This window comes from Methylomicrobium lacus LW14 (genome assembly GCF_000527095.1).
Classification (GTDB): domain Bacteria; phylum Pseudomonadota; class Gammaproteobacteria; order Methylococcales; family Methylomonadaceae; genus Methylomicrobium; species Methylomicrobium lacus.
This window is the reverse complement of sequence record NZ_AZUN01000001.1, coordinates 364,946-389,681: the sequence shown is the minus strand read 5'-3', so window position 1 is coordinate 389,681 and position 24,736 is coordinate 364,946. Positions and strand designations below refer to the sequence as shown.

Here is a 24,736-nt window from a genome sequence, read left to right as displayed (position 1 = left end):
AACCCTTGAACGACTCCACCGCTACCCTGCCCCTCACGGGTTCCGACAGCCTGCCGTTCTTTAAGCAGCTGCTCAAAGAAAAGGACTGCGAACTACGCCTGCAATTCGATCCGCATCAGTCGGTGCTGCCGCTGCTGCACGCCAAATCCGATTTCATCGACACGATCCTGTGCCGCTGCTGGCGCCTGTTTCTCGGCGACCATGCGCCCCGCCTGAGCCTGGTCGCGGCCGGCGGTTACGGCCGGCGTGAGTTGTTTCCGTATTCCGATATCGACATCATGGTCCTGCTCGATTCGGAAGGCGACGCTCCGCATCAGGACGCGCTGGTGCAGTTTTTCACCTTTCTCTGGGACATTGGCCTGAAACCCGGCCACAGCGTGCGCACGATCAAGGAATGCGTGCGCCTGGCGATGGACGATCAGACCATCATCACCAGCTTGATGGAAATGCGGCTGATTTGCGGCAATCAGGACCTGTATGAAACGCTCAGGGGAGACATTTCGCCCGACAAGATTTGGCCTTCGGACCAGTTTTTCGCCGCCAAGATGGAAGAGCAGCGCCAGCGCTACGCCAAATTCCATGACACCGCCTACAACCTGGAGCCGAACATCAAGGAAGGCCCCGGCGGACTGCGCGACCGTCAGGTCATCGCCTGGGTATTCAAGCGCCATTACAATTCCTCGACCCTGAAGGAGCTGATCAAATACGGGTTTCTGCCGGTTTCCGAATATAACGAACTGGTCGATGCGGTCGAGGTGCTCTGGCGCATCCGCTACGCCCTGCATTTACTGACCCATCGCTGCGAAGACCGGTTGATTTTCGACTATCAACGCGAACTGGCCACGCAATTCGGCTTTAGCTGCGCCGATCAGCATTACAATCAGGATGTCGAGCTGTTCATGCAGTTCTATTTCAAAACCGTGCAGGGTCTCGAACGCTTGAATGAAATGCTGCTGCAGTTGTTTCACGAACGCTTCATCAACGGCCATACCGACATCAAGCCTATTCCCGAGAACGCGCAATTCGTTGCGATCAACGGCTATCTGGAAGCGGTCGACGAGCAGATTTTCGCCAACCGTCCGGTCGCCCTGCTCGAACTGATTCTGATCCTGGAGCAAAATCCCGAACTCAGAGGGGTGCGCGCAACCACGATCCGCCTGATCCGTAAAAGCCTGCACCTGATCGACGATGCTTTTCGCCAGGACAAGACCGCGAACCGGCTGTTTGTCGAAATCTTCCAGCAGCCTAGAGGCCTGACCCACCAGCTCAGGAGGATGAACCGCTACGGCATCCTGGCCGCCTACCTGCCCGCCTTCGCGAACATCGTCGCCCGCATGCAGTACGACCTGTTTCATATCTACACGGTCGACGAGCATACGCTGTTCGTTATCCGCAACCTGCGCCGCTTTTCGCTCGAAAAACACAAGGACGAACTGCCGTTCTGCAGCCAGATCTTTCTGTTGATCGGCAAACCCGAACTGCTTTATTTTGCCGGGCTGTTTCACGACATTGCCAAAGGCAGAAACGGCGACCACTCGACGATAGGCGAAGACATCGCCAAGGAATTCTGCCAGCAACACGGTTTTTCCGCGCACGGCACCAAGCTGATCGGCTGGCTGGTACGCCATCACCTGATCATGTCGATGACCGCGCAGCGCAAGGACATCAGCGACCCGGAAGTGATCCATGAGTTTGCCCAGCAGGTCGGCAGCGTCGAATACTTGAATCATCTCTACCTGTTGACCGTCGCCGACATTCGGGCGACCAATCCCGAACTGTGGAATTCGTGGAAGGATTCGCTGCTGAAGGAGCTCTATGCCGCGACCCATCAGATGCTGCGCCGGGGCTTGCCGAACCCTGTCGGCCAGACCGACCGCATTCTCGAAACCAAGAAAGAAGCGCGCGAGGAACTGATTCAGCTCGGTTTGTCCGAACAGGACATCGACGCCTCCTGGCGGCATGCGAACGACGATTATTTCCTGCGCTATTCGGCCGATGAAATCGTTTGGCATACGATCGCGATTGCCTCTTCCAGCGAAGCCGAGTTGCCGCTGGTCTTGCTGCGCCCGCAAACCCAGCACGGCAGCGCGGAAGTTTTCGTCTATACGAAAAATGAAGGCAACATCTTTTCGATCAGCACCGCGACGCTGGACCAATTGGGCCTGACCGTGCTCGACGCCCGAATCATGACGACCACGGACAATTATGCCTTGAACAGTTTTCAGGTGCTCGAACAAAACGGCCAGCCGATCCGGGATTTGATCCGGGAAGTGCACATTTGCTCCTCGCTGCGCAACAATCTATTGCATAAGACGGTCCAGGAGCGCAAAAACATTCATCGCCAGTCCCGGCAAGCGAAACACTTTCCGATCCCGACCAGCATCCAGTTTCATGCCGATCCGTTGTGCCATTGCACAATCATCGAATTGATCACCACCGACAGAGCCGGACTGCTTTCGAAAATCGGCCGCGCCTTCCTCAAGCAACAGATCAATCTGCATAACGCCAAGATCACCACGATCGGCAGCCGCGCGGAGGATATATTCTACATCACCGACAGCACCCTGCGGCCGATTACCGATCCCGGCGCCCTGGAAAAACTCCGGGAAGAAATCATCAGCGCCCTGGAAAGATAACAGCCGGTCAAGACGGATATGACAGACTAACCGCTCCCTGAATTTAAACGGCCTTGACGCCCTGCATCAAAGCCGTTTGAGGGCACGGAAAGCCCCGTACCCACTTTTCCATCTGGTCGCAAAGCACCAGATAGGGATACAAATGAGTCGGTGCGAGATGGTTGACCTCCTCGACAAGATCGAAATAACGGATCATCTCGCCATGCGCTTTAGACGCCGCGAAATAGGCGGCGCACGAAGGCGCGGCACTGGCCACGATCTCGAGCAATAAATCGCCGGCCAGCGTCATCAATTTTTCCCGCAAGGCCCCGCAGACCCTGTCCTGCCACACATCCTGGCTCGGCAACAAATTTAGCCGCGCAAAGACCGCATCCAGCCTCAGCAACGCGGTGATTTCCCGATAAAGCCGCGAAACAGCCGCAACATCCTGCTGCGCCTTTGCCGCCAGATCCACCAGCCATAAAAAATCATCCAGACCGGTGATGAAAGCCATCCTGAGGGCGAGTTCACTTGCCAAGCCCTGGCCTTGATAGTACGCCAGGCGCGCCTTGATCGGCTCATCATCCAAGCCAACCTGTTCGCCGAAATAGCGCCAAGCGTCCTGCAAGCCCCGCCGATAAAATTCCATGGTCGCGGCGTCGGGCCGAACCCGGTGCTGACGGCGCAACATCCAGCCGCAGAAGCGGTCGAGAAGGCTTTCGATGTCGAGCAAGCACTGATATTGCAGCGCCGCCGGGACTTGATTATCCAGACTCTCGATATGCCGCCGCAGATCATCCGCGTCCAGGAGGCGTTCAAAGCCGAGATACCAGTGGATCCGCGCCGACAGATCGTTTTTCTCGCCGTCAACAGGCGTGCTCAAAAAACGGCAGCCCGCCTGATTGATGATCTTGTTGCTGATGAAGGTCGCCTTGATCTGCTCGGCTAACGGGTGCAGGGACAGCGCGTCCTGATACCCCTTCACGATCGGATCGGGAAAATAAGCGCTGAGATAGGTATCGCAGCATGGATCGCCGAGCAGATCCGAGTTCTCCTGAATCTGTTCGGTCAGAAACATTTTGGCGGCCGACATCAGCACCGCAAACTCAGGGCGAGTAATCGCCTTGGACGCACGGTTCTGCACGTCTTTCTCGCCGGGGAACAACTCGCTGGCGCCTTCGAAAAAGCCCGCAGCCTCCAGACGTTCGGCAACCTGGAAAAACAGCGTCGCGCTTTCGGCCGCGCGCAATTGTTCCAGCGACAGGCATTGGCTCTGCGCATAATTGTCCGCCAGCACCAAACGACTGACCTGCTCGGTCATCTCGGCAAACAAGGTTTGGCTGCCGACCAGCCGGTTCTTCTTGGTCAGCAGCGTCAGAAAGATTTTCAGGTTGACTTCATGATCGGAGGTATCGACGCCGGCCGAATTGTCGACCGCATCGGTATTGATGCGGCCGCCCTTCAGGCCGTATTCGATGCGCGCGAGTTGGGTAAAGCCCAGGTTCGCGCCCTCGCCGACCACCTTCGCGCGCAGCAGGGCTGCATCGACGCGCACATTGTCGTTCGCGCGATCGGCGACCTCTTCATGTTTTTCGCTGCCGGCCTTCACATAGGTGCCGATGCCGCCGAGCCATAGCAGGTCGGTCTCGGCGGTCAGCAGATACCGTATCAGCGATTCGCCGTCGAGCGAGCGGTAATGCACGCCGAGCCATTTTTTGACCTCGGGCGACAAGGTGATGTCTTTCGCGGAACGCGGATACACGCCGCCGCCTTGGGAGAGCAGCGCGCGGTCGTAATCGTTCCAACTGGAACCCGGCAGCTCGAACAGGCGCTTGCGTTCCCGCAGCGCCGCCTCGCCCTCCGGCGGATTCGGATCGAGGAAGATATGCTGACCGCTGAATGCCGCGCGCAAACGGATAACAGGCGACAGCAGCATGCCGTTGCCGAACACGTCGCCGTCCATGCTGCCGACCCCGACCACGCTAAACGCCTCGTTCTGGATGTCTTTGCCGACTTCGCGAAAATGCCGTTTCACGCATTCCCAGGCGCCGCGCGCGGTAATGCCGAGCGCCTTGTGGTTATAGCCGCGCGAGCCGCCGCTCGCAAACGCATCGCCGAGCCAGAAGCGATAGTCTTTTGAAACCGCATTCGCGATGTCAGAAAACTGCGCGGTGCCCTTGTCGGCCGCGACGACCAGATAGGGGTCGGGATCGTCGTACACGACCAGATGCGGCGGATGCGACACGGCCTGCGCCTCGTCATAATTATCGGTTAGGTCGAGCAGGCCCCTGATCAGCGTCAGATAGGCCTGTTTGCCGGCCTCCTTCAGATCGCTCCGCAGGCCGATGCTGGTCAATACGAAGCCTCCCTTAGCGCCGGTCGGCACGATCAGCGCGTTTTTGCTGATCTGGGTCTGCATCAGGCCGAGAATTTCGCCGCGAAAATCGTCCGGCCGGTCGGACCAGCGGATGCCGCCCCGCGATACCTTGCCCGCGCGCAGATGAATGCCCTGCATCGTCGCCGCATGCACATAAATCTCGTATTGCGGCTTCGGCGGCGTCATCTCGATCACGCCGAGGCTGTCGATTTTAAACGCGATCGAATAATCGGGCGATTGCCGGCGCAAATGAAAATTGCAGCGCATCGTCGCGTCGATCAGATTGAACAGGTTGCGCAAAATCCGGTCGTCATTCAGATCGGCGACCTTCTCCAGGCTTTGCAACAATTCCAGATGCATCGGCAGCAGCGCCTGCTCTTCCCGGGACTCGGCATCCTCGCCGTCCTGATAGGGCCTAAAACGCGCATCGAAATAATGAAACAGCGACAATGCCACGCCGGGATTGCAGAGCAGCGCACGGTGGATGCTCGCGCGGGTCGTGCGATGGGCCAATTGCAGATAGTAATTCCGGTAGGCGCGCAGCACATCGATTTCCTGCCAGTCCATGCCGGTCAGGATGATCAGCTTGTTCAGCGCGTCGTTTTCGACGCGCCGCTCCAAAATCGCCTGAATCGCCGCCAGCAGGCGCGGCCGGAGGCGCGCCATCGGCATGCAAGGATTTTGTGCGGGCTTGATCGTGAAGCTCTTGATAAAGTACGGCGAGCCTTCGACATCGGCGAGGAATTGCACCTGATCCATCGCCCGAAGATGCAGGTTTTCAAGCACCGGGATGTATTCGTCGAGAAATCGCTCCTCGCGGCTGTAGAAATGCAGCCGGTAATGCTCGACTTTTTGGCTCGGACTCAGCAATCCTGCCGACGGACATCCTGCCGTCTGCAGGCGCTCCAGATGCAGCAGGTCTTTCAGCGCAAAGCGCGGCGGGACCAGCGCCTGATAGTTCTGGGTCGCCAAGGACCGGTATTTGGCGCACAACGCGCGCCCCTTGTCCTTGCCCAGCGCGCGCTCGGCCAGCTTCAGCAAGGCATGAGGCCAGGTTTCGCCGCTTCCCTTCATCAGCGCCCCAGTCATTTCAGATGCTTGATGATTTCGAGCACGTTACCGTCGTTGATCCGATTGTAGGTGACAGAATCCATGAACGTGCGAATGAAAAAAATCCCCATGCCGCCTTCCTTCGGGTGCTCGAAATCCGGGATGTCGACCTTTTCGAGGTCGAAGCCCTGGCCGTGATCGTAAACCTTGATATTCAATTCCTGATCGTCGATATGAATCGTGATGCGGACCGTATCCTTCGGATCATTGTAATTGGCATGCTTGATCGCATTGGCGGTCGCCTCGGTCAAGACCAGATTCAGGTGATACGCCAAGGCCTCGCGATCGCCGGCATATTCCTCCAGATCCTTCGCAATTTGCTCGCCGATACTGCCGATCAGATTCAGATACTTGGTCTGCGTCGGGATAATCACTTCAACCTGGATAATGGGATCGCACATGGTCAACCTTCAACTGTCACTTCCGATGGCTTCTGTTAGATCACCATAAATCTCAAAAATTCGGTTCAGCCGCGTTAATTCGAACATCGACAGCACCTGTTGCTTACAGCCCGCCAAAATAAACCGGCCCGACTTCGCCATCACATTCTTGTGCCCGGACAACAGAGCACCGAGACCCGAACTGTCAATGAAGCGCACCTTATCCAGCTGCACGACGATATTGACTTCGCCCTGCTCGATCAGACGCAGAAACATTTCCTTCAAGCCGGCCGAATTGTGCGCGTCGATGCGCTCTTCAAGCACATTCAACACACTGTAGCCGTTGATTTTCTCCAGATTCGCATTCATCGCTGCTTCCATTTTATCGTTGTTCATATCAGATCCTACCCCTGCCAGATCACACCGGCAGGCTTGCGGTTTCCTGTTGCTGGGACAACTTTGATCCGCCATATCGAGACAATGGCTAGACTTTCGTTTCCCGGCTGATTATCATGCGAAGGACATCGTCTGTAAACGGTGTTCCGCTCCTAATCGCTCAGACAAATAAACACGCTGTCTTGCTCATCGGCCACAAGCGTCGAAGCCTGGTCTTTCGCTGAGTGTACCATAATAACTATAAAGCTATTTGAGGTGTTCGATGTTAGAAAAACTCCAACCCGCCCCGATGTTCAGAGCGATGAACCAGAATAATCAGCTGGTCAGCCTGTACGATTTCGCCGGCGACAAAAACATCGTCTTGTATTTCTATCCGAAAGACGACACCCCCGGCTGCACGATCGAAGCCAACGACTTTACCGCGCTCGCCGACGAATTCGCCAAGCTCGATACGGTCGTGATCGGCGTCAGCAAGGACACTTGCCAATGCCATGTCGACTTCATCAAGAAGTACGACCTGAAAGTCGAACTGCTCGCGGACACCAAGGGCGAAATGTGCGTGAATTACGGGGTCTGGCGCGAACGCGAGAAAAACGGCGTCAAAAGCATGCACATCCTGCGCTCGACCTTCATCATCGACAAGGACGGTATCCTGCAGGATGTTGCCTACGGGGTCAACCACGAAGGCCATGCCCAGGCAACGCTGGACAAGCTGAAAAATCCGCAGCCTGAAGAAGCGGAAGCGGCAAGCGAGACTGAAGCCCCGGCAGAATAAGCGCTATTCAGCCGGATGGTGGGCGGAAAGGCTCCGCCCACGCCAATACTAACCGCTCACCGACCCTTGCAGACGGGTCATCCACGGCTCTTTGGTATGCGGATCGACATGGAACGCCAATGCTTCGGGTTTGTGTAACAGCCCTTCCTCGCCGGAGGCATGCGGATTGAGCTGACGTTTTTCGACGAAATCGATCATCCGGCGGGTGTTGTAGATCAACAGCACCCGGTTGCCGTTTTGCACCGGATAAATCTGGTAGGCCACGTTACTCTCGTCAAACGCCGGATTACGCGCCAGCAATCCTGCCAACCGGTCCTGGTCTCCCAGGGACAGCACGTTCAACAGCGAATCGTAGCGCCAGGCGATGATCAGGCGCAAATGCTCGGCCATGCCGCCGCCCCCCTGCTTCTCGCGCAAGATTTCCACCTGCTGGTCGGACAAGAGGAAGCTTTCGGCGACCAGATAATGCTTGCCGCGCTCGCCGTCGTTCGCGAACAGCGCCAGTTTGTCGAGCGCCGGGTCTTCGAGCGCGTTCAGAAACGATTCGGGCGAACGGATGTGCTTGTAGACGGTGATCACCCACGGCAGCGCGCGGCCGGTGTCTTCGAAGCGCGACTTCACGCTGTCGATCACGCCGGAGCGGAACAGTTCTTCCTCGCGCCCTTGCGGCTTTACGATGAACGCATCGACCGCCGCGATCTGAGTATGAAAACCGGCCTCCTTGAATTGCTTGACCAGGTTCGAATAACGCGGATGATAGGGGATGCTGGTGCCGTCATAGAGCAGGTTGTAGCCGAACGTGCGCGCATGGTCGGCGACCATGTCGCGCAGGCGGTTTGCGAACGGTTCGACATAGACGTAATCGTCGCTGTGATGGCCGGCGGTGGTCAGCACCAGATATAAATCGCTGACCTTGCGGAACTCATCCAATGACGCGATCACGAAATTGTCGCCGCATTGCGCCTTGGCGATCTCCTCGACCGCGGTCTTGCCGGCGCCGGCGCCGCCCATGCACATGAACAGTTTCGGATTCGCATCCGGGGTTTTGCCTTCAAAGATCGCCGCTTTGGCCGCTTCCAGCTTCGCGATGATGTGGCCGAGGCGTTCGTAGGCGATTTCGACGGCGCGTTTCAGCCTGACATCGCCATCGGCCGCGATCAGCAAGCGGTTTTTCAGCGCCTCGTTATTGGCCAGCTTGAAAATCGGCGTTTTGCCGCCTTCGCAATGCCTGAGCAGTTCCATCAATTCGGTATGGCTCGGCAGACGCAGGCCGGTCAGCATGTTGATGTCCAGGCAGAACAGCGGCGCCACGTCATCCGCGCTGATCCGAACGCCATCGATGTCGTGTTTTCCCGCTTCACGCAGAGACTCGGTGCCCGGCAAATAACCGACCAGATGCTCGGAAACCCGGCGCGGAAAATCCGCGAAATGTTTGCCGGCCACAAAGTCTTCTTCATGCACGCTGTCGAGCGGCACCAGGCCGCCGTCGATTCTGACCAGGCAATCGATGCCGTCCTCGGTGCGGTGCGACAAAAACGGAATGCCGCCGACGAAGGTTTTATGTTCCGGCCATTTACCGAAAGCGTTCGACTGGTTTTGCAGGCTTTGCGTGCGCGTAGGATCGAGCGCATGTTCAAACGCGGTCGTCAGCGCGTCCAGCGAACTGCTCTGATCATGCAAAGCCTGCGCATCTTCGGCGCTCAGCCGGCGAAAATCGATGCCGGCTTCATAAACGCTCTTGAAGGCCGGCAGCTTGCCGAGCACGGTCATGAAAAAATCGAGCGTGATCCGGTTGCCGTACGAAAACGGCCGAATCCTGCGCATCTTCAGATAGAAACCGGCCAGGCGTTCGGCAATGTCGACGGTGCGGATCACGAAACCGTTATTGTCGAAAACGGCCGTGTCGCGGCACTTTTCATCGTCGAGCACGAGTCCCGCCACCGCCTTGCGGAATTGCTGACGCTTGCCCGGATCGAGCATCGACCCCGGCCGGTGCCCGACGGTCAGCTGTTCCTTCCAGTCCTGATACATCTCCCGGTGAATATGCGAGAACAGCTCGGTCAGATAGGTTACGCGCTTGGTTTGATCGTGCGAAACGGTTGCCTCGTTTTCCTGGCGCAGCGCGGACAGCAGCACGCAGCCGCGCGCGATCGCCAATACCGTGCGCAATTTCTTCAGTGGCTTGTATCCCGGAATGGGAGGAAGGACGCTATGATTCATGATGTCGAAAGGAGGCAAGAAAGACGAAGCGGCGGAAAAACATCCAACGGTCGCTTATTTTTTGCGGATATAAAAAATTTGCTGCCCCGCGTGCCGGGCAAACTCGATGATTTTATGCCCGGACTGGTCCGAATAAACGCCGATATCCAGATGCGCGGCCGGATCGGTCGCGATCATTCTGACCACATCGCCGCTGTCCATGTCCAGCAAGGCTTTTTTCAGGCGCAAGAGCGGCAGCGGGCAATGCAGGCCCGTTGCGTCGACTTCGATATTAAATTCAACCATCGTTCGATTTTAACTTGTAATGACTCGGTAAAGACCCCCTATAATACCATTCTCCCAACTCTCCGAGAATGATCGCAGCGAAATGGATTATTTCCCACTTTTTATAAACCTCAAGGACCAGCCCTGCCTGGTTATCGGCGGCGGCGAAGTGGCTGCCAGAAAGATCGAACTGTTGTCCCGGGCCGGCGCGCGCATCACCGTGGTGGCCGAAGAAATCGGCGGCAGCGTCACCTCGATCCAAACCAGCCCTCCGTTGACCTTGCTGCAAAAGCGCTTTGCGGCCGAGGACTTGGGTGAGGTTCGGCTGGTCGTGTCGGCGACCAATGACGGTGAAACCAACGCCTGGGTCTCCCGCCTCGCGAAGGAACGAAACATCCCGGTCAACGTGGTCGACAACCCGGCGCTGTGCAGCTTCATTTTTCCGGCGATCATCGACAGGTCGCCGGTGATCGCCGCGGTTTCCTCGGGCGGCGCCTCGCCGGTGCTGGCGCGGCTGCTTCGGGCCAAGATCGAAAGCGTCGTGCCGCCGAGTTACGGACGCCTGGCCCGGCTTGCCGAAAAGTACCGCGGCAAGGTCAAAGAGACGATTGAAAAGCCCGCGCTGCGGCGGATATTCTGGGAAAACCTGTTCCAGGGACGCGCGGCCGAACTGGTGTATGCGGGCAAGGACGAAGAAGCCGAGCACTATTTACAAGAAAGCCTGGCGCAGACCGATCCACAGCAAGCTACCGGCGAAGTCTATCTGATCGGCGCAGGGCCAGGAGCGCCCGATTTGTTGACCTTCCGCGCCTTGCGGCTGATGCAGCAGGCCGATGTGATCGTTTATGACCGCCTGGTCACCCCGGAAATTCTCGATCTGGCGCGGCGCGATGCGGAAAGGATTTATGTCGGCAAACAACGCGATGACCATACCCTGCCCCAGGAATCGATCAATGTCTTGCTGGCCGACCTCGCCAAAGCCGGCAAGCGCGTCGCGCGAGTCAAAGGCGGCGATCCGTTCATCTTCGGCCGCGGCGGCGAGGAAATCGAAACCCTGATGCAGCAAGGCATTCCTTTTCAGGTGGTGCCCGGCATCACCGCCGCCTCAGGTTGCGCGACCTATGCGGGCATTCCGCTGACGCACCGCGATCACGCGCAGTCTTGCACCTTCGTAACCGGCCATCTGAAAGACGGCACGGTCAATCTGAACTGGACGCAGCTGGCCGCGCCGAACCAGACGATCGTGATCTACATGGGCCTGGTCGGACTGGAGCAGATTTGCGCATCGCTGATCGCCCACGGCAGCCCGAAAGACCTGCCGATCGCGTTAGTCCAACAAGGTACCACAGAGCATCAGCGGGTGATTACCGGCACGCTCGCCACGCTGCCGTCCCAGGTCGCCGGCGAACACATCAAGGCGCCGACGCTGATCATCATCGGCACGGTCGTGAGCCTGCACAGCAAGCTGGAATGGTTCAAGACGACTCAAGATCCCGCCAGTTGAATCGGCCTGCGTCAATCGGGCGTAAATCAGCGGATTTTCGCCCGAAACGCTAGCCCTGATCGCCAATCCTTGCGATAATAACGCCGGTTCAATTCAGTCCGTGTTCATTGTCAGCAGCGATAATAGCTCGCAACGAATTGATAGCGTCGATCGAAAAGAATAAGAATTGAAGTTTCCTGTTAAATTCCTTATCCTTAGCGAGTTTAACTATTAATCGGACTGTTCTGCAGTCCTTTCATCATCAAGAGAGGTCAACATGAAAAAATCATTAGCCACATTCGCGGGTATCGCTTTGATCACATTGAGCGGACAAGCTTTCTCCAGCGAAGCTACCGAAATCGGTAAAAAAATCTATGATCGTTCTTTCGGCCGTGGCTGCGGTACTTGCCACGACATCGCTTCTAACCCACAACTGTCTGAATTGATCAAAGCCGGCACCCTGGACAGAGCGAAATTCGAACAAGTTCTGCGCGACGGCAGAGGCGGCATGCCAAAAGCGCTGGATGAAATCATGAAAAACCCAGCCGTTAAAAAAGCCGGTCTGACCGAAGAACTGGCTGTTGATGATTTGTACGAATATCTGAAAACGAAATAAGCCTCTGCGCTTGGCAGGGTGTTGGATAACGCCCTGCTCAAGGCAGCGAGTGAGTTTTCGTAAACCCTTTCATAGAGCCAAGTTTACGCAAATTCACCTCAATAAAAAAAAGCCGCGTCTGCCATCTGGCAAACGCGGCTTTTTTATGTTCCGCAACAAGCCATTAGGGTTTGTGCAGATAATTCTTGATCGTTTGACGGTAAGTCAGGAGATTCAGATTCTTAAACCAGATGCCGGCGATCGCCGCCAACATCAAGCCGCAGGACGCCAGACTGACATAGATCAGACGCTTTAATTGCGACATCTCTTGCAGCACCTGCTCGTTAGTCTCGGCCGTCTTCTGAACCTTTTGCGCCGGTTCCGAATAGGAACGCAGCACCTTCACGTCGTTTTTCAAATCCTCGATCGTGCCCAACGAGCTGGCCGCCGCCCCCATTTTGATGCTGTCTTCGAGCATTCTGAGCTTGCTTTCGATCGAACCGCTGACCAGACCGATCACCTGGCCTTTCAACGCATTCACTTCGGAGCTCAGCACCGAATTGCCCTCGCCCGCATTCGCCAGGGTCGGCTGCTTTTTCGGATAAGCACCGGACTGATAGGGCGGAACCACAAAATAACCGAGAACAGCGACCAAAACAGTCAACAGACAAACAGTCCGCAGCAAGAACCGATTCGCCTTAACCAAAGCCTGAGCCGAAGGGATGCTTTGCAGTCTGCCTCGCACCTCGATGATCTGTGAATGAAATTCTTGATTTTCGCTCATCAATTAACGCCTCTCGAACCGGATAATCGCCCCCTATCCGGTTCAATTCTTTTTATAGTTATGAAAAGATCGTAATACTATGACTCGGCACGAATTATACAAGCTAATCGGTCATCGCCACATAATTTTTGTGAATCAGCGCAATTGTTTTGCCGCCGCAATCCGCATCCGAAGCGCATTCAGCTTGATGAAACCTTCGGCATCCTTTTGATTATAAGCGCCGCCGTCGTCCTCGAAAGTCGCGATGCTTTCGTCGAACAGACTGTCGGTATCCGACTGACGGCCGACCACGGTCACATTGCCTTTGTACAATTTGACTCTGACCTTGCCGTTCACATTGACCTGGGAGGCGTCGATCATTTGCTGCAACATCTGGCGCTCAGGGCTCCACCAGTAGCCGTTATAAACCAACGACGCGTAGCGCGGCATCAATTCGTCCTTCAAATGCGCGACTTCGCGGTCCAGCGTCAAAGATTCGATCGCGCGGTGCGCTCTCAGCATCACGGTGCCGGCCGGGGTTTCGTAGCAGCCGCGCGACTTCATGCCGACATAACGGTTTTCGACGATGTCGAGCCGGCCGATGCCGTTTTCGCCGGCAATCTTGTTCAGTTTCTCCATCACTTCGGCAGGCGTGTGCGGCACGTCGTCGATCGCGACGATGTCGCCTTGTCGGTAGGTCAATTCAAGATAGGTCGGCTTGTCGGGCGCGGTCTCTGGCGAAACGGTCCAGCGCCACATGTCTTCTTCCGGCTCAGCCCAAGGATCTTCGAGAACGCGGCCTTCATAGGAAATGTGCAGCAGATTCGCATCCATCGAATAAGGCGACGCCTTGCCTTTTTTCATTTCGACCGGAATGCCGTGCTTTTCGGCATAGTCGAGCAGGGTTTGCCGCGAAGTCAATTGCCATTCGCGCCATGGGGCGATGATGTGGATGTCCGGACGCAACGCATAAGCGCCCAGTTCGAAGCGCACCTGATCGTTGCCCTTGCCGGTCGCGCCGTGCGAAATCGCGTCGGCGCCGGTTTCATTCGCAATCTCGATCAGCCGCTTTGCGATCAAAGGGCGCGCGATCGAGGTGCCGAGCAGATATTCGCCTTCATAAATAGCATTGGCGCGGAACATCGGAAATACGAAATCGCGGGCGAATTCTTCGCGCAGATCATCGATATAAATTTCCTTGATGCCCATGGCTTGCGCTTTTGCGCGCGCCGGCTCGACTTCCTCGCCCTGCCCCAAATCCGCCGTAAAAGTCACGACTTCGCAGTCATAAACGTCCTGCAGCCATTTAAGAATCACAGAGGTGTCCAAGCCCCCGGAATAAGCCAATACCACTTTTTTGATTTCCGACATAGCGCCTTAAATTTCTTGGTTAAAAATACCGCTAATTATACCGAAAGCGGGCTCAGGATGACAGGACCGCGAGATCGGCGATCTTTTTCCGCCAGATGACCGGCGCGGTTTCGTGCACCGAAACGCCCCGGCTGTCGACCGCGACGGTGACCGGCATGTCTTCGACGACGAACTCATGGATCGCCTCCATGCCCAAATCCTCGAACGCAACCACGCGGGATTTACGGATCGCCTTCGACACCAGATAGGCCGCGCCGCCGACCGCCATCAAATAGACCGCCTGATGTTTTTTGATCGATGCGATCGCCTCGGGACCGCGTTCGGCCTTGCCGATCATGCCGAGCAAGCCGGTATCCGCCAGCATCGTTTCGGTGAATTTGTCCATCCGCGTCGCGGTCGTCGGTCCTGCCGGCCCGACCACTTCGCCCGGCACCGGATCGACGGGGCCGACGTAGTAGATGAATTTGTTCTTGAAATCGACGCCTTTCGGCAAGGCTTCGCCGCGCTGGATCAGGTCGGCCAGGCGCTTGTGCGCCGCATCGCGGCCGGTCAGCAAGGTGCCGCTGACCAATAAGGTATCGCCCGGCTGCCAGCTAGCCGCTTCATCGCGCGTGACCGTATCGAGATTGACGCGCTTCGCCGGCGCGCCTTCCCGGCTGATTGCCGGCCAGTCGTCCAAACGAGGGGGCGCGAGTTCGGCAGGACCCGTGCCATCCAGTACGAAATGCGCATGCCGGGTCGCGGCGCAATTCGGAATCATCGCAATCGGCAAGTTCGCCGCATGGGTCGGATAATCGAGGATTTTAATGTCGAGCACGGTGGTCAGGCCGCCCAGTCCCTGCGCGCCGATGCCGAGCGCATTGACTCTTTGATACAGGTCGAGGCGCAGCTCTTCAAGCGCATTGCTGGGACCGCGCGCGATCAACTCCTGAATGTCGACCGACTCCATGCACGCCTGTTTGGCCAGCAGCATCGCTTTTTCGGCGGTGCCGCCGATGCCGATGCCGAGAATGCCGGGCGGGCACCAGCCGGCGCCCATCGTCGGCACCGTTTTGAGCACCCAGTCGGCAATGCTGTCGGAGGGGTTCAGCATCGCAAATTTGGCCTTCGCTTCCGAGCCGCCGCCTTTGGCCGCCACATTCACTTCGACCTTGTCGCCCGGCACGACCTCCATATGGATTACCGCCGGCGTATTGTCTTTCGTGTTGCTCCGTTTGCCGGCCGGGTCCTGCAAAATCGACGCGCGCAAGACATTGTCCGGATTCAAATAGGCGCGCCGGACGCCTTCATTGACCATGTCGGCGACACTGAGCCTTGCATCCCAGCTCACCTGCATGCCGATCTTCAAAAATACCGTCACGATGCCGGTATCCTGGCAAATCGGCCGCCGGCCTTCCGCGCACATTCGGGAATTGATCAGGATTTGCGCCATCGCATCCTTCGCGGCAGGATTCTGCTCTTTTTGGTAGGCCGCATCGAGCGCCTGGATGAAATCAGCAGGATGATAGTAGGAGATATACTGCAAAGCATCGGCGATGCTTTGAATGAAATCGTCTTGTTTGATGATCGTCATACGGGGTTATTACCGGAGAGATGGAACAGACATGAATATTTTGACAGGGTCGGCCAGCGCGCGTTTGCCGATCCATTCAGGATCAATAACGATCGAAGCGGACGTAAAAATCAATCAAGGAAGCCATGTCGTCAGGGCGCTTTTGGGGGCGCCCCGACCTATCTGATGGGAACCCCGCCAGGTTGTCAAACCCGGCAGGTCAACGTCAAATCGACTCGTCGATCTCTTCGATCGTCAACGCCGATTTTTTAGTGTAATGCGGCAAGATGCTCATCAGCAGCGTAATCACCGTCGCCAGATACGGCACGGCCTGTACCGACAGCACGCCCATCCACAGCTTTCCGCTCAGATTGTCGAAATGCTCCAGTGAGTTCATGCCGACCACGCCTGCGATCAGCAACAACAACAAGAACAATTCCTGGCGGACCACCATCAGACCCGCGAACAGCGGCCCCTGTTTTTCATACTTCGGCGTGCGCATGAACGGCTTACCCGGAACGAACATGCCCTGCCAAACACCCCTTGCGACCGTATGAGTCAGCGCCAGGCCGGACAGCGAAGCGCCGAACGACTCCCAAATCGAGCACGGCACCTTGGCTTGATAGAGCCACAGGCTGCGCAGAATTTTAAAGGTAAACAAACCGATCGTCGGCAACAGGAACGCGGTAACCGGCAGTTCGCTGTGAATCGGATCGAGCAGAATCACGCCGGTCAAAATCAAGCTGGCAACCGTAAATACCAGAGCCAGCGCATCCGAAAACCACGGCAGCCAGCCGGCGACGAAATAGTAGCGCTGAGCCGAGGTCAACGGCGACTTCTTGCTTGGGGTGAAACTCTTCCAGTGCGCCTTGATGATCTGCATCGCGCCGTAAACCCAGCGGAATCGCTGCGTCATGTAACCGGACATCGTATCCGGCATCAGGCCGCGACCGAACGAATCCTTCACATAGACCGAATCGTAGCCGGCTTCATACAGACGCAGACCCAGTTCGCTGTCCTCGCAGATGCACCATTCGGACCATTTGCCGACTTCGGACAGCGCCGATTTGCGCACCATCGTCATCGTGCCGTGCTGGATGATCGCATTGTATTCATTCCGCTGCACCATGCCGATGTTGAAAAAGCCGGCATATTCCCAGTAGCAGAAGCGTTTGAAGGTGTTCACATGAGCATCGCGATAATCCTGCGGCGATTGCACGAAACCGACGTTCTCGTTATCGAAATAAGGCACCATCGCCTTAAGCCAGTCCGGCGACAGAATATAATCGCTGTCGATCACCGCGATGATTTCGGCATCCGGAGCGGTCTGTTCGAGCGCATGGTTGATCGCGCCGGCCTTGAAGCCGGGCCAGTTTTCGAGATGGAAAAAGCGGAATTTCTCGCCCAGCCGTTCGCAGTCATCGCGCACCGGCTCCCACACCTCGGCGTCCTTGGTGTTGTTGTCCATCACCAGCACTTCATAATGCGGATAATCGAGCTTGGCCAGCGCCTCCAAGGTTTTCCGCACCATCATCGGCGGTTCGTTATGAATCGGCAGATGGATAGAAACCTTCGGATAACGGAATTCCGGCGTCGGCGTCAGCGGCTGGAAGCTGCGCGTGGTGCGGCGGTGCCAGACCACTTCGACGATTTCCATCGTTTCGATCAACAGAATCGTCAACGCCAGTATCTGCATCAGGATCAGCAAAACCCAGAATGCGATCGTCAATTCGGTCTGATATTGCTGCGCGCCGATCGACACGGTCCAGAAGATGAACGACGCCGCCAGGTTGGTGATCAGACCGAAAAAGACGATGCCCGGCAAGGCCAGCGTTCGACGCGTAAACAGGAACAGGCCCATCAACACCGCGCTGACGCCTGCCGCGCCGGTCGCCCAGTGTTTCCAGCCGGGTAAAGCGACTACCGCGCCGTCCATCGGATATTTGGCTTGGCGGTCGGCATTGAAGATACCCCAGTAGGCGCCGGCCGAACCTTCGATCTCCATCTTCCACGGCTGGTCGAACGCTTCGACGATGTAGTAAGAGAGCTTTTGATCGGCGGCCCGGTTCAGAAATTCACGCAGGAAAAACGCCTGATTGGCGCGCGAGGCGGTCGCATGCTTGTACGGCTGCCCGTCCGAAGGCCAGCCGACTTCGGTAATCACGATCGGTTTATTCGGATAGGCCTTCTTCAATTCCTCGTATTTTTCGAACACAAAATCGACCGCATCCTCGACCGCAATGCCGTTCCAGTAAGGCAGGATATGGGCACCGATGAAATCGACCTCGGCGACCAGTTCGGGGTGCTTGAGCCAAATGTCGAAGGTTTCCGAGGTACTGACCGGACGCCAAGTGCGCTTCTTGACCTCGCGGATATAATCGATCAGTTGCTGCGTGGTGATGTCGTTGCGGAACAACACCTCGTTGCCGACCATCACCCGGACAATCCTGTTGTTATTTTCATTGCTGACCTGCAGCAGGGTCTCGATTTCCTGACGGTTTTTTTCGAGATCGCCGTCGATCCAGGCGCCGACGGTCGTATTCAGATTATGCTTGGCGGCCAGTTCTGGGATCTTATGCAAGCCTTTCAGCACGCTGTAGGTACGTACCGCATGCACCTTGTTTTCGAGCACGGCCAGATCAGAATCGATTTCGGCCTCGGTCGGGAATTGACCGTTTTTCTGGGTGTATTCTTTCCGCCGGGGATCGAAAGTCACCCCCATCGTGGTCTTGGTCCAAGACTTCAATTGCAGCGGGTTGTTGATGTGACTCCAAATGCTGAAATTGACCATGACCAACACGGCCAAGGTTAGCAAAATCGTTAGTGTTCTTTTCATCAAGATACTCGAAAGTATTTTATAGTGAATGCGGTTGTTGGGAATGAAGTTTGGAAAGGGTCGGCCGATAAGGGCTCGATGATGTCGAGCCGGATCGATAAAACCATCATAAGCCGACCGTTTTGATCCGCAGAATTATAGAGCAAATCGCCCGCGGCAAATGCTAATTTTAAATCATTTGTTTATGTGGAGCATCCGCCATGCGCTCGGACTTCGTTATGCCAGCCCCGATCCGGGCTGCAGGACGGCATTGCCCCGCTCTCTCCGGTAAAAGACCGAAGAAAGCGGAATCATAGTCCACTTTTCTTACATTAACCTTTTTTGATATAAAGGTCGGTAATCGTGCCGTTGATCATTTCGGCCGCAAAACCGAATGTCTCGGACAGGGTCGGATGCGGATGGATCGTCAGCGCGATGTCGTCCGCGTCGGCGCCCATTTCGAGCGCCAATACCGCTTCCGCGATCAACTCGCCCGCGTTCGGACCGACCATGCCCGCGCCAAGTATCCGGCCGGTTTCCTTGTCGCAGAGGATCTTGGTCACGCCTTCCTTGCGACCGAGACTCAGCGAACGGCCGCTCGCGGCCCACGGAAATACAGCCTTGTCGTATTCGATGCCCTGCTGCTTGGCCTGATTTTCGCTCAGCCCCATCCAGGCGATTTCGGGATCGGTATAAGCGACCGAAGGAATCGTCAAGGCATCGAAGCCGGCTTTATGGCCGGCCGCGACTTCGGCTGCGACCTTGCCTTCATGCGCGGCCTTATGCGCCAGCATCGGATTGCCGACGATGTCGCCGATCGCGAAAATATTCGCCACATTCGTGCGCTGCTGCTTATCGACCGGAATGAAGCCCTGTTCATTGACCGTGATGCCGGCCGCTTCCGCGCCGACCAGCTTGCCGTTCGGCCGCCGCCCGACCGCGACCAGCACCGCATCGAAAATGTCCGATTCGGGCGCGCCCTTGCCTTCGAACGCGACTTTCAGGCCGTCGGCCTGCGGTTCGATCGCCGTGACCCGCGTTTCGAGCCAGAGGTTTTTGTATTGCTTCTTGATCTTGCGCTGCAGCGGTGTGACCAGGTCCTTGTCGCAGCCCGGAATGATCTGATCCATCAATTCGACCACGCTGATCTCGGAGCCGAACGCATGATAGACGGTCGCCATTTCGAGACCGATGATGCCGCCGCCGACGATCAACAGCTTCTTCGGAACCTGCTTCAGCTCCAAGGCATCGGTCGAATCCCACAAGCGCTCGTCGTCATTCGGAAACGACGGAATTTGCGTCGGATGCGAACCGGCCGCGATGATCGCCTGATCGAAAGTGATCGTCTTGACGCCCTCGGGCGTCTCGACCTCGACAGAATTCTTTGATGTAAAGCGGCCGGTGCCCTGGACGAGATTGATTTTGCGCTGTTTGACCAGCCCCGCCAGCCCGTCATTCAACGATTTGCTGACGCTCGCCTTCCAGGCGCGAATCTTATCGATGTCGATCTCGGGCTTGCCGAATTTCAAACCGTGACTCTGAACCTCTTCCGCTTCATGGATCAGCTGCGCCATGTGCAGCAGCGCCTTCGACGGAATACAGCCGACATTCAGGCACACCCCGCCCAATACCGGGTAACGTTCGATCAATGTGACCTGTTTGCCGAGATCGGCCGCGCGAAACGCCGCGGTATAGCCGCCGGGACCGCCGCCCAAAACCAAAACTTCCGAATGCAATGTTGCGTCGTTCATATCGCGATGAGTCTCCGGGGTTCTTAAAGTAACAGGCGGCGAAGATCGCCGAGATAGGTTTTGATTGCGGCCATAAAGCGCGCGCCCTCGGCGCCGTCGATCACGCGGTGATCATAGGTCAGATCCAGCGGCAGCAGCAAACGCGGAATAAACTCGCTGCCGTTCCAGACCGGCTGCATCTTGGCGCGGGTGACACCCAGAATCGCGACTTCCGGCGCATTCACGATCGGCGTGAAGGCGGTACCGCCGATGCCGCCGAGACTCGAGATGCTCATACAGCCGCCCTGCATGTCGCCCGGCAGCAGTTTGCCCTGGCGCGCCTTCTCGCTTTTCTCGGCCAGTTCGGTGGCCAGCTGGTTGATGCTTTTGCTATCGACGTTGCGCAATACCGGCACGACCAGGCCGTTCGGGGTATCGACCGCAATGCCGATATTGTAATATTTCTTCAGGATCAGGCTCTCGCCGTCGCTCGACAGCGAAGCATTGAAGCTCGGGAACTGCTGCATCGCCGCAACCAGCGCCTTGATCAGGAAAATCAGGCCGGTGATTTTGACCTCGCCGTTCTTCTTTTCGGCATTGATCTGAGTCCGGAATGCCTCCAGGTCGGTGATGTCGGCCTCCTCATGGTAGGTGACCATCGGCAGATTCAGCCAGACTCGGCTCAGGTTTTGTCCGGTCAGGCGTTTGATTTTACTCAATTTGACCATTTCGGTCTCGCCGTATGGCGAGAAATCGACCGCCGGAATCGCCGGAATGCCGCCGCCGGTCGCAACCGCCGGTTCGGTCAGTGCCTTTTTGACATAGGCTTTCACGTCTTCTTTCAGGATGCGGCCTTTGCGGCCGGTGCCGGCGGTCACTTTCGCAATATCGACTCCCAACTCGCGTGCAAACAGGCGCACCGACGGCGAGGCGTGCGCGGCCAAGGCGGCGCCGGTTTCTTCCGGAATCGCGACTGGCGCGATCGGCGCCGCCTTCACAGGAGCGGGAGCGGGAGCGGGAGCCGCTACCGGTTCCGGCGCTTTCTCGACTTGCGGCGCTTCGACCGGCGCGGCTTGCGCTTTCGGCGCTTCCGCCTGTACGACCGGCGCAACGCTCGCTGCCGCGGCGACCGTCGCAATCAAGGTGCCTTCGGACACCTTGTCGCCGCGCTTGATAAAGACTTCCTGGATCGTACCGGCCGCACTCGACGGCAAATCCATGCTGGCCTTGTCGGTTTCGAGCGAAGCGACCGTCTGCTCCAGTTCGACCACGTCGCCCGGCTTGATCATTACCTCGACCACATCGATATCGGCGACATTGCCGACATCAGGCACTCTAATTTCAACCAAATTCGTCATTTTTTGTTTCCGCTTAAACTAACCAGGGCGCTTTGATCTCGGGATCGATGCCGTATTTGGCGATCGCGACTTCAATCTTCGCCGCATCGAACTGCCCCAAATCCGCGAGGCTCCTCAATGCCGCGATCGTGACATGGTGGCGATCGACCTCGAAGAAACGGCGCAGATTTTCGCGGGTATCCGAACGGCCGAAACCGTCGGTGCCCAGCACGATGTACGGCGCGGCGACATAAGGCCGAATCTGATCGGCAAAAGCGCGGTTGTAATCGGATGCGGCGATCACAGGGCCTTGCTGATTCGCCAGACAATTGCTCACATGCGGCACTTTGGCCGGCTCGGTCGGATGCAGGCGGCTCCAGCGTTCCGACTCGCGGCCGTCGCGCGCCAGCTCGGTAAAGCTCGGGCAACTCCACAAATCGGACTCGACGCCCCAGTCGCTGCGCAACAATTCGGCCGCCGCCTCGACTTCGCGGAAGATCACGCCGGAACCCAGCAACTGCACGCGCGGGCCTTTCTTCTTCGCGCCCTGGCGGAAACTGTACATGCCCTTCAGGATGTCCAGTTCGATGCCCTTCGGCATCGCCGGATGCTCGTAGTTTTCGTTCATCACCGTGATGTAATAGAAGATGTCTTCCTGATTCACATACATCCGGCGCAGGCCGTCCTGAATGATCACCGCCAGTTCATAGGCATAGGTCGGGTCGTAGCTGATGCAGTTCGGCACGGTCGCGGACATCAGATGGCTGTGGCCGTCTTCATGCTGGAGACCCTCGCCGTTCAATGTGGTCCGCCCTGCGGTGCCGCCCATCAGGAAGCCGCGGGTGCGCTGGTCGGCGGCCGCCCAGATCAAATCGCCGACGCGCTGGAAGCCGAACATCGAATAATAAATAAAGAACGGAATCATCGGCACGTTGTGCGTCGAATAGGAGGTGCCGGCCGCGATCCAGTCGCAGAGGCCGCCCGCCTCGTTGATGCCTTCCTGCAACACCTGGCCGTGCTTGTCTTCCTTGTAGAACATCAATTGATCGGCGTCCTGCGGCGTATACAACTGGCCGACCTGCGACCAGATGCCGAGCTGGCGGAACATGCCTTCCATGCCGAAGGTTCTGGACTCGTCCGGCACAATCGGCACGATGCGTTTGCCGATGTTCTTGTCTTTGACCAGAATGTTCAGCAAACGCACGAACGCCATCGTGGTCGAAATCTCGCGGCCTTCGCCGGTCGCCTCTAAAAGCGCCTTGAAATCGTTCAATACCGGCACGTCCAGCGCATAAGACTTCGCCCTTCTGGCCGGCAAATGCCCGCCCAATTCGGCGCGGCGCTGCTGCATATAAGTCAGTTCTTTCGAGCCTTCGGGGAAAGTCAGATAAGGCAGATCGTGCAACTGTTCGTCGCTGACCGGTAGGTTGTAACGGTCGCGGAACTTGCCGAGCGAGCTGTCGCTCATCTTCTTTTGTTGGTGGGTGATGTTTTGCGCCTGGCCGGACTCGCCCATGCCGTAGCCTTTGATCGTTTTCGCGAGGATTACGGTCGGCTGACCCTGGTGGTTGACCGCCGCATGATACGCCGCAAACACCTTCGGCGAATCGTGGCCGCCGCGGTTCAATTCCCAGATGTCGCGGTCGGACCAGTCGGCCACCATCGCTTTCAATTCCGGGGTATTGAAGAAATGCTCGCGCACATAGGCGCCGTCCTTCGCCTTGAAGGTCTGATAATCGCCGTCGACGCACTCCATCATCCGTTTCGCGAGCAGGCCTTCGGTGTCGCGCGCCAACAAGGTATCCCAATGCTGACCCCAGACCACCTTGATCACGTTCCAGCCGGCACCGCGGAATTCGCTTTCGAGTTCCTGAATGATCTTGCCGTTGCCGCGCACCGGACCGTCCAGCCGTTGCAGGTTGCAGTTGACCACGAAGACCAGGTTGTCCAGTCTTTCGCGTCCGGCCAGGCCGATCGCGCCGAGCGATTCGGGTTCGTCGGTTTCGCCGTCGCCGAGGAAGCTCCACACCTTGCGTCCGGTCGTGTCGGCCAGGCCGCGGTCGTGCAGATAGCGCATGAAACGCGCCTGATAGATCGCCATGATCGGGCCGAGCCCCATCGATACGGTCGGGAATTGCCAGAAATTCGGCATCAGCCATGGATGCGGATAGGATGACAAGCCGCCGCCGCCGACTTCCTGACGGAAACTGTCCAGCTGTTCCTCGCTCAGGCGGCCGAGCAGAAACGCGCGCGCATAATCCCCGGGCGTCAAATGGCCCTGGGTAAAGATCAAATCGCCGTCATTTTGGTCGGAAGGCGCGCGCCAAAAATGATTGTAGCCGACTTCATATAAGGTGGCCGCGGACGCAAAACTCGCGATATGGCCGCCGACGTTGGTATGCTTGTTCGCCCTGAGCACCATCATCATCGCATTCCAGCGCACATAGGCGCGGATGGTTTGCTCGATGTCCTGGTTGCCGGGGTATTTGGCCTGTCTCGCGACCGGAATCGTATTCAGATACGCCGTATTGGCGCTGAACGGCACATCAAAACCGCAATGCCGCGCGGCCGCGACCAATTGTTCGATCAGAAAATGCGCGCGTTCGTTGCCGTCTTTTTCCAGAACAGCCTGCAAGGCTTCAATCCATTCCCTCGTTTCAGCCGGATCGATGTCGTTCTGCCCGGTAATTTCTGAAATTAAATTGTTGGCCATTCTATGTTCCTGTTCTAGCGAGTAGTGTTTGAATTCGTTGCGAGTGAAATTGATACATTTCCGGAGCATTCCCCCAAGGTTCCGTCCCTATTTGCAAAAATCGCCTTAGCAGACAGCGGAGCCATCAGACCTCGTCTTAAAAAGGCGCATAGTATATAACAAATGAGAACGCTCACAGAACCTGTTTTAGCAATTCCGGGGGGTAAGGGAGAACGGCCGGTAATGCGCAAGCTCTTGCGC

Annotated in this window: 17 protein-coding genes; 5 read left to right on the top strand and 12 right to left on the bottom strand. The window is 57.1% G+C overall.

The genetic code is table 11. The features are described 5' to 3' along the window. Positions 1-5 precede the first annotated feature (5 nt). Positions 6-2,636: a [protein-PII] uridylyltransferase gene (gene glnD / locus METLA_RS0101735; RefSeq protein ID WP_024296910.1), complete on the top strand. Its 2,631-nt coding sequence runs from the start codon at positions 6-8 to the stop codon at positions 2,634-2,636. A gap of 43 nt (positions 2,637-2,679) precedes the next feature. Here the strand turns inward: glnD and METLA_RS0101730 are convergent, their stop codons facing one another. The 3 genes from METLA_RS0101730 to METLA_RS0101720 are packed head-to-tail and all read right to left on the bottom strand — an operon-like array spanning position 2,680 to position 6,851. Continuing rightward, entirely contained in the window at positions 2,680-6,081 is a 3,402-nt protein-coding gene (locus METLA_RS0101730) for an NAD-glutamate dehydrogenase domain-containing protein (protein WP_084480038.1), read from the bottom strand. Then, complete coding sequence (locus tag METLA_RS0101725; RefSeq protein ID WP_024296908.1) at positions 6,078-6,503, bottom strand: ATP-binding protein; 426 nt, start codon at positions 6,501-6,503, stop codon at positions 6,078-6,080. The genes METLA_RS0101730 and METLA_RS0101725 overlap by 4 nt, the downstream gene beginning before the upstream one ends. A gap of 9 nt (positions 6,504-6,512) precedes the next feature. Continuing rightward, the gene (locus tag METLA_RS0101720; RefSeq protein ID WP_024296907.1) at positions 6,513-6,851 is read right to left on the bottom strand and encodes an STAS domain-containing protein; all 339 of its coding nucleotides are present in this window, start codon (positions 6,849-6,851) and stop codon (positions 6,513-6,515) included. A gap of 289 nt (positions 6,852-7,140) precedes the next feature. Between METLA_RS0101720 and METLA_RS0101715 the strand changes: the two genes are divergently transcribed. Next, a complete protein-coding gene (locus tag METLA_RS0101715) occupies positions 7,141-7,653 on the top strand; it encodes a peroxiredoxin (protein ID WP_024296906.1) in 513 nt (170 codons plus the stop codon). 48 nt (positions 7,654-7,701) lie between these two features. Here the strand turns inward: METLA_RS0101715 and METLA_RS0101710 are convergent, their stop codons facing one another. Together METLA_RS0101710 and METLA_RS0101705 are read right to left on the bottom strand one after the other, a co-directional pair. Then, complete coding sequence (locus METLA_RS0101710) at positions 7,702-9,873, bottom strand: zeta toxin family protein (RefSeq protein ID WP_024296905.1); 2,172 nt, start codon at positions 9,871-9,873, stop codon at positions 7,702-7,704. Positions 9,874-9,927: 54 nt separating this feature from the next. After that, the gene (locus tag METLA_RS0101705; RefSeq protein ID WP_024296904.1) at positions 9,928-10,158 is read right to left on the bottom strand and encodes a sulfurtransferase TusA family protein; all 231 of its coding nucleotides are present in this window, start codon (positions 10,156-10,158) and stop codon (positions 9,928-9,930) included. 82 nt (positions 10,159-10,240) lie between these two features. On the opposite strand from METLA_RS0101705, the gene cysG reads away from it, so the two are divergent. Continuing rightward, the gene (gene cysG / locus METLA_RS0101700) at positions 10,241-11,641 is read left to right on the top strand and encodes a siroheme synthase CysG (protein ID WP_024296903.1); all 1,401 of its coding nucleotides are present in this window, start codon (positions 10,241-10,243) and stop codon (positions 11,639-11,641) included. A 256-nt stretch (positions 11,642-11,897) separates the two neighbouring features. Beyond that, the gene (locus METLA_RS0101695; protein WP_024296902.1) at positions 11,898-12,236 is read left to right on the top strand and encodes a cytochrome c; all 339 of its coding nucleotides are present in this window, start codon (positions 11,898-11,900) and stop codon (positions 12,234-12,236) included. 163 nt (positions 12,237-12,399) lie between these two features. Here METLA_RS0101695 and METLA_RS0101690 read toward each other — a convergent pair whose 3' ends face one another. From METLA_RS0101690 to METLA_RS0101680, 3 genes are all read right to left on the bottom strand, one after another. Beyond that, positions 12,400-12,999: a hypothetical protein gene (locus METLA_RS0101690; RefSeq protein WP_024296901.1), complete on the bottom strand. Its 600-nt coding sequence runs from the start codon at positions 12,997-12,999 to the stop codon at positions 12,400-12,402. Between the two features lie 135 nt (positions 13,000-13,134). Then, positions 13,135-14,349 (bottom strand): argininosuccinate synthase, encoded by a 1,215-nt coding sequence (locus METLA_RS0101685; RefSeq protein WP_024296900.1) that lies wholly within the window; start codon positions 14,347-14,349, stop codon positions 13,135-13,137. Positions 14,350-14,401: 52 nt separating this feature from the next. Beyond that, complete coding sequence (locus METLA_RS0101680) at positions 14,402-15,922, bottom strand: fumarate hydratase (RefSeq protein ID WP_024296899.1); 1,521 nt, start codon at positions 15,920-15,922, stop codon at positions 14,402-14,404. 31 nt (positions 15,923-15,953) lie between these two features. On the opposite strand from METLA_RS0101680, the gene METLA_RS23680 reads away from it, so the two are divergent. Beyond that, complete coding sequence (locus METLA_RS23680; protein ID WP_281171922.1) at positions 15,954-16,088, top strand: hypothetical protein; 135 nt, start codon at positions 15,954-15,956, stop codon at positions 16,086-16,088. Positions 16,089-16,127: 39 nt separating this feature from the next. Here METLA_RS23680 and METLA_RS0101675 read toward each other — a convergent pair whose 3' ends face one another. From METLA_RS0101675 to aceE, 4 genes are all read right to left on the bottom strand, one after another. Further along, positions 16,128-18,737 carry a glycosyltransferase gene (locus METLA_RS0101675; protein ID WP_024296898.1) on the bottom strand — a complete coding sequence of 870 codons (2,610 nt, stop codon included), beginning with the start codon at positions 18,735-18,737 and terminating at the stop codon, positions 16,128-16,130. 311 nt (positions 18,738-19,048) lie between these two features. After that, positions 19,049-20,467: a dihydrolipoyl dehydrogenase gene (lpdA, locus tag METLA_RS0101670; RefSeq protein ID WP_024296897.1), complete on the bottom strand. Its 1,419-nt coding sequence runs from the start codon at positions 20,465-20,467 to the stop codon at positions 19,049-19,051. Positions 20,468-20,490: 23 nt separating this feature from the next. Next, positions 20,491-21,804: a 2-oxo acid dehydrogenase subunit E2 gene (locus tag METLA_RS0101665; RefSeq protein ID WP_024296896.1), complete on the bottom strand. Its 1,314-nt coding sequence runs from the start codon at positions 21,802-21,804 to the stop codon at positions 20,491-20,493. Between the two features lie 13 nt (positions 21,805-21,817). Beyond that, positions 21,818-24,496, bottom strand: a complete 2,679-nt coding sequence (gene aceE, locus METLA_RS0101660; RefSeq protein WP_024296895.1) for a pyruvate dehydrogenase (acetyl-transferring), homodimeric type — start codon at positions 24,494-24,496, stop codon at positions 21,818-21,820. Positions 24,497-24,736 lie beyond the last annotated feature (240 nt).

Excerpts from the sequence above, each read along its gene's own strand:
- METLA_RS0101730 (WP_084480038.1), bottom strand. The coding sequence starts at position 6,081 with ATGACTGGGGCGCTGATGAAGGGAAGCGGCGAAACCTGGCCTCATGCC.
- METLA_RS0101725 (WP_024296908.1), bottom strand. The coding sequence starts at position 6,503 with ATGTGCGATCCCATTATCCAGGTTGAAGTGATTATCCCGACGCAGACC.
- METLA_RS0101720 (WP_024296907.1), bottom strand. The coding sequence starts at position 6,851 with ATGAATGCGAATCTGGAGAAAATCAACGGCTACAGTGTGTTGAATGTG.
- METLA_RS0101715 (WP_024296906.1), top strand. The coding sequence starts at position 7,141 with ATGTTAGAAAAACTCCAACCCGCCCCGATGTTCAGAGCGATGAACCAG.
- METLA_RS0101710 (WP_024296905.1), bottom strand. The coding sequence starts at position 9,873 with ATGAATCATAGCGTCCTTCCTCCCATTCCGGGATACAAGCCACTGAAG.
- METLA_RS0101705 (WP_024296904.1), bottom strand. The coding sequence starts at position 10,158 with ATGGTTGAATTTAATATCGAAGTCGACGCAACGGGCCTGCATTGCCCG.
- cysG (WP_024296903.1), top strand. The coding sequence starts at position 10,241 with ATGGATTATTTCCCACTTTTTATAAACCTCAAGGACCAGCCCTGCCTG.
- METLA_RS0101695 (WP_024296902.1), top strand. The coding sequence starts at position 11,898 with ATGAAAAAATCATTAGCCACATTCGCGGGTATCGCTTTGATCACATTG.
- METLA_RS0101690 (WP_024296901.1), bottom strand. The coding sequence starts at position 12,999 with ATGAGCGAAAATCAAGAATTTCATTCACAGATCATCGAGGTGCGAGGC.
- METLA_RS0101685 (WP_024296900.1), bottom strand. The coding sequence starts at position 14,349 with ATGTCGGAAATCAAAAAAGTGGTATTGGCTTATTCCGGGGGCTTGGAC.
- METLA_RS0101680 (WP_024296899.1), bottom strand. The coding sequence starts at position 15,922 with ATGACGATCATCAAACAAGACGATTTCATTCAAAGCATCGCCGATGCT.
- METLA_RS23680 (WP_281171922.1), top strand. The coding sequence starts at position 15,954 with ATGAATATTTTGACAGGGTCGGCCAGCGCGCGTTTGCCGATCCATTCA.
- METLA_RS0101675 (WP_024296898.1), bottom strand. The coding sequence starts at position 18,737 with ATGAAAAGAACACTAACGATTTTGCTAACCTTGGCCGTGTTGGTCATG.
- lpdA (WP_024296897.1), bottom strand. The coding sequence starts at position 20,467 with ATGAACGACGCAACATTGCATTCGGAAGTTTTGGTTTTGGGCGGCGGT.
- METLA_RS0101665 (WP_024296896.1), bottom strand. The coding sequence starts at position 21,804 with ATGACGAATTTGGTTGAAATTAGAGTGCCTGATGTCGGCAATGTCGCC.
- aceE (WP_024296895.1), bottom strand. The coding sequence starts at position 24,496 with ATGGCCAACAATTTAATTTCAGAAATTACCGGGCAGAACGACATCGAT.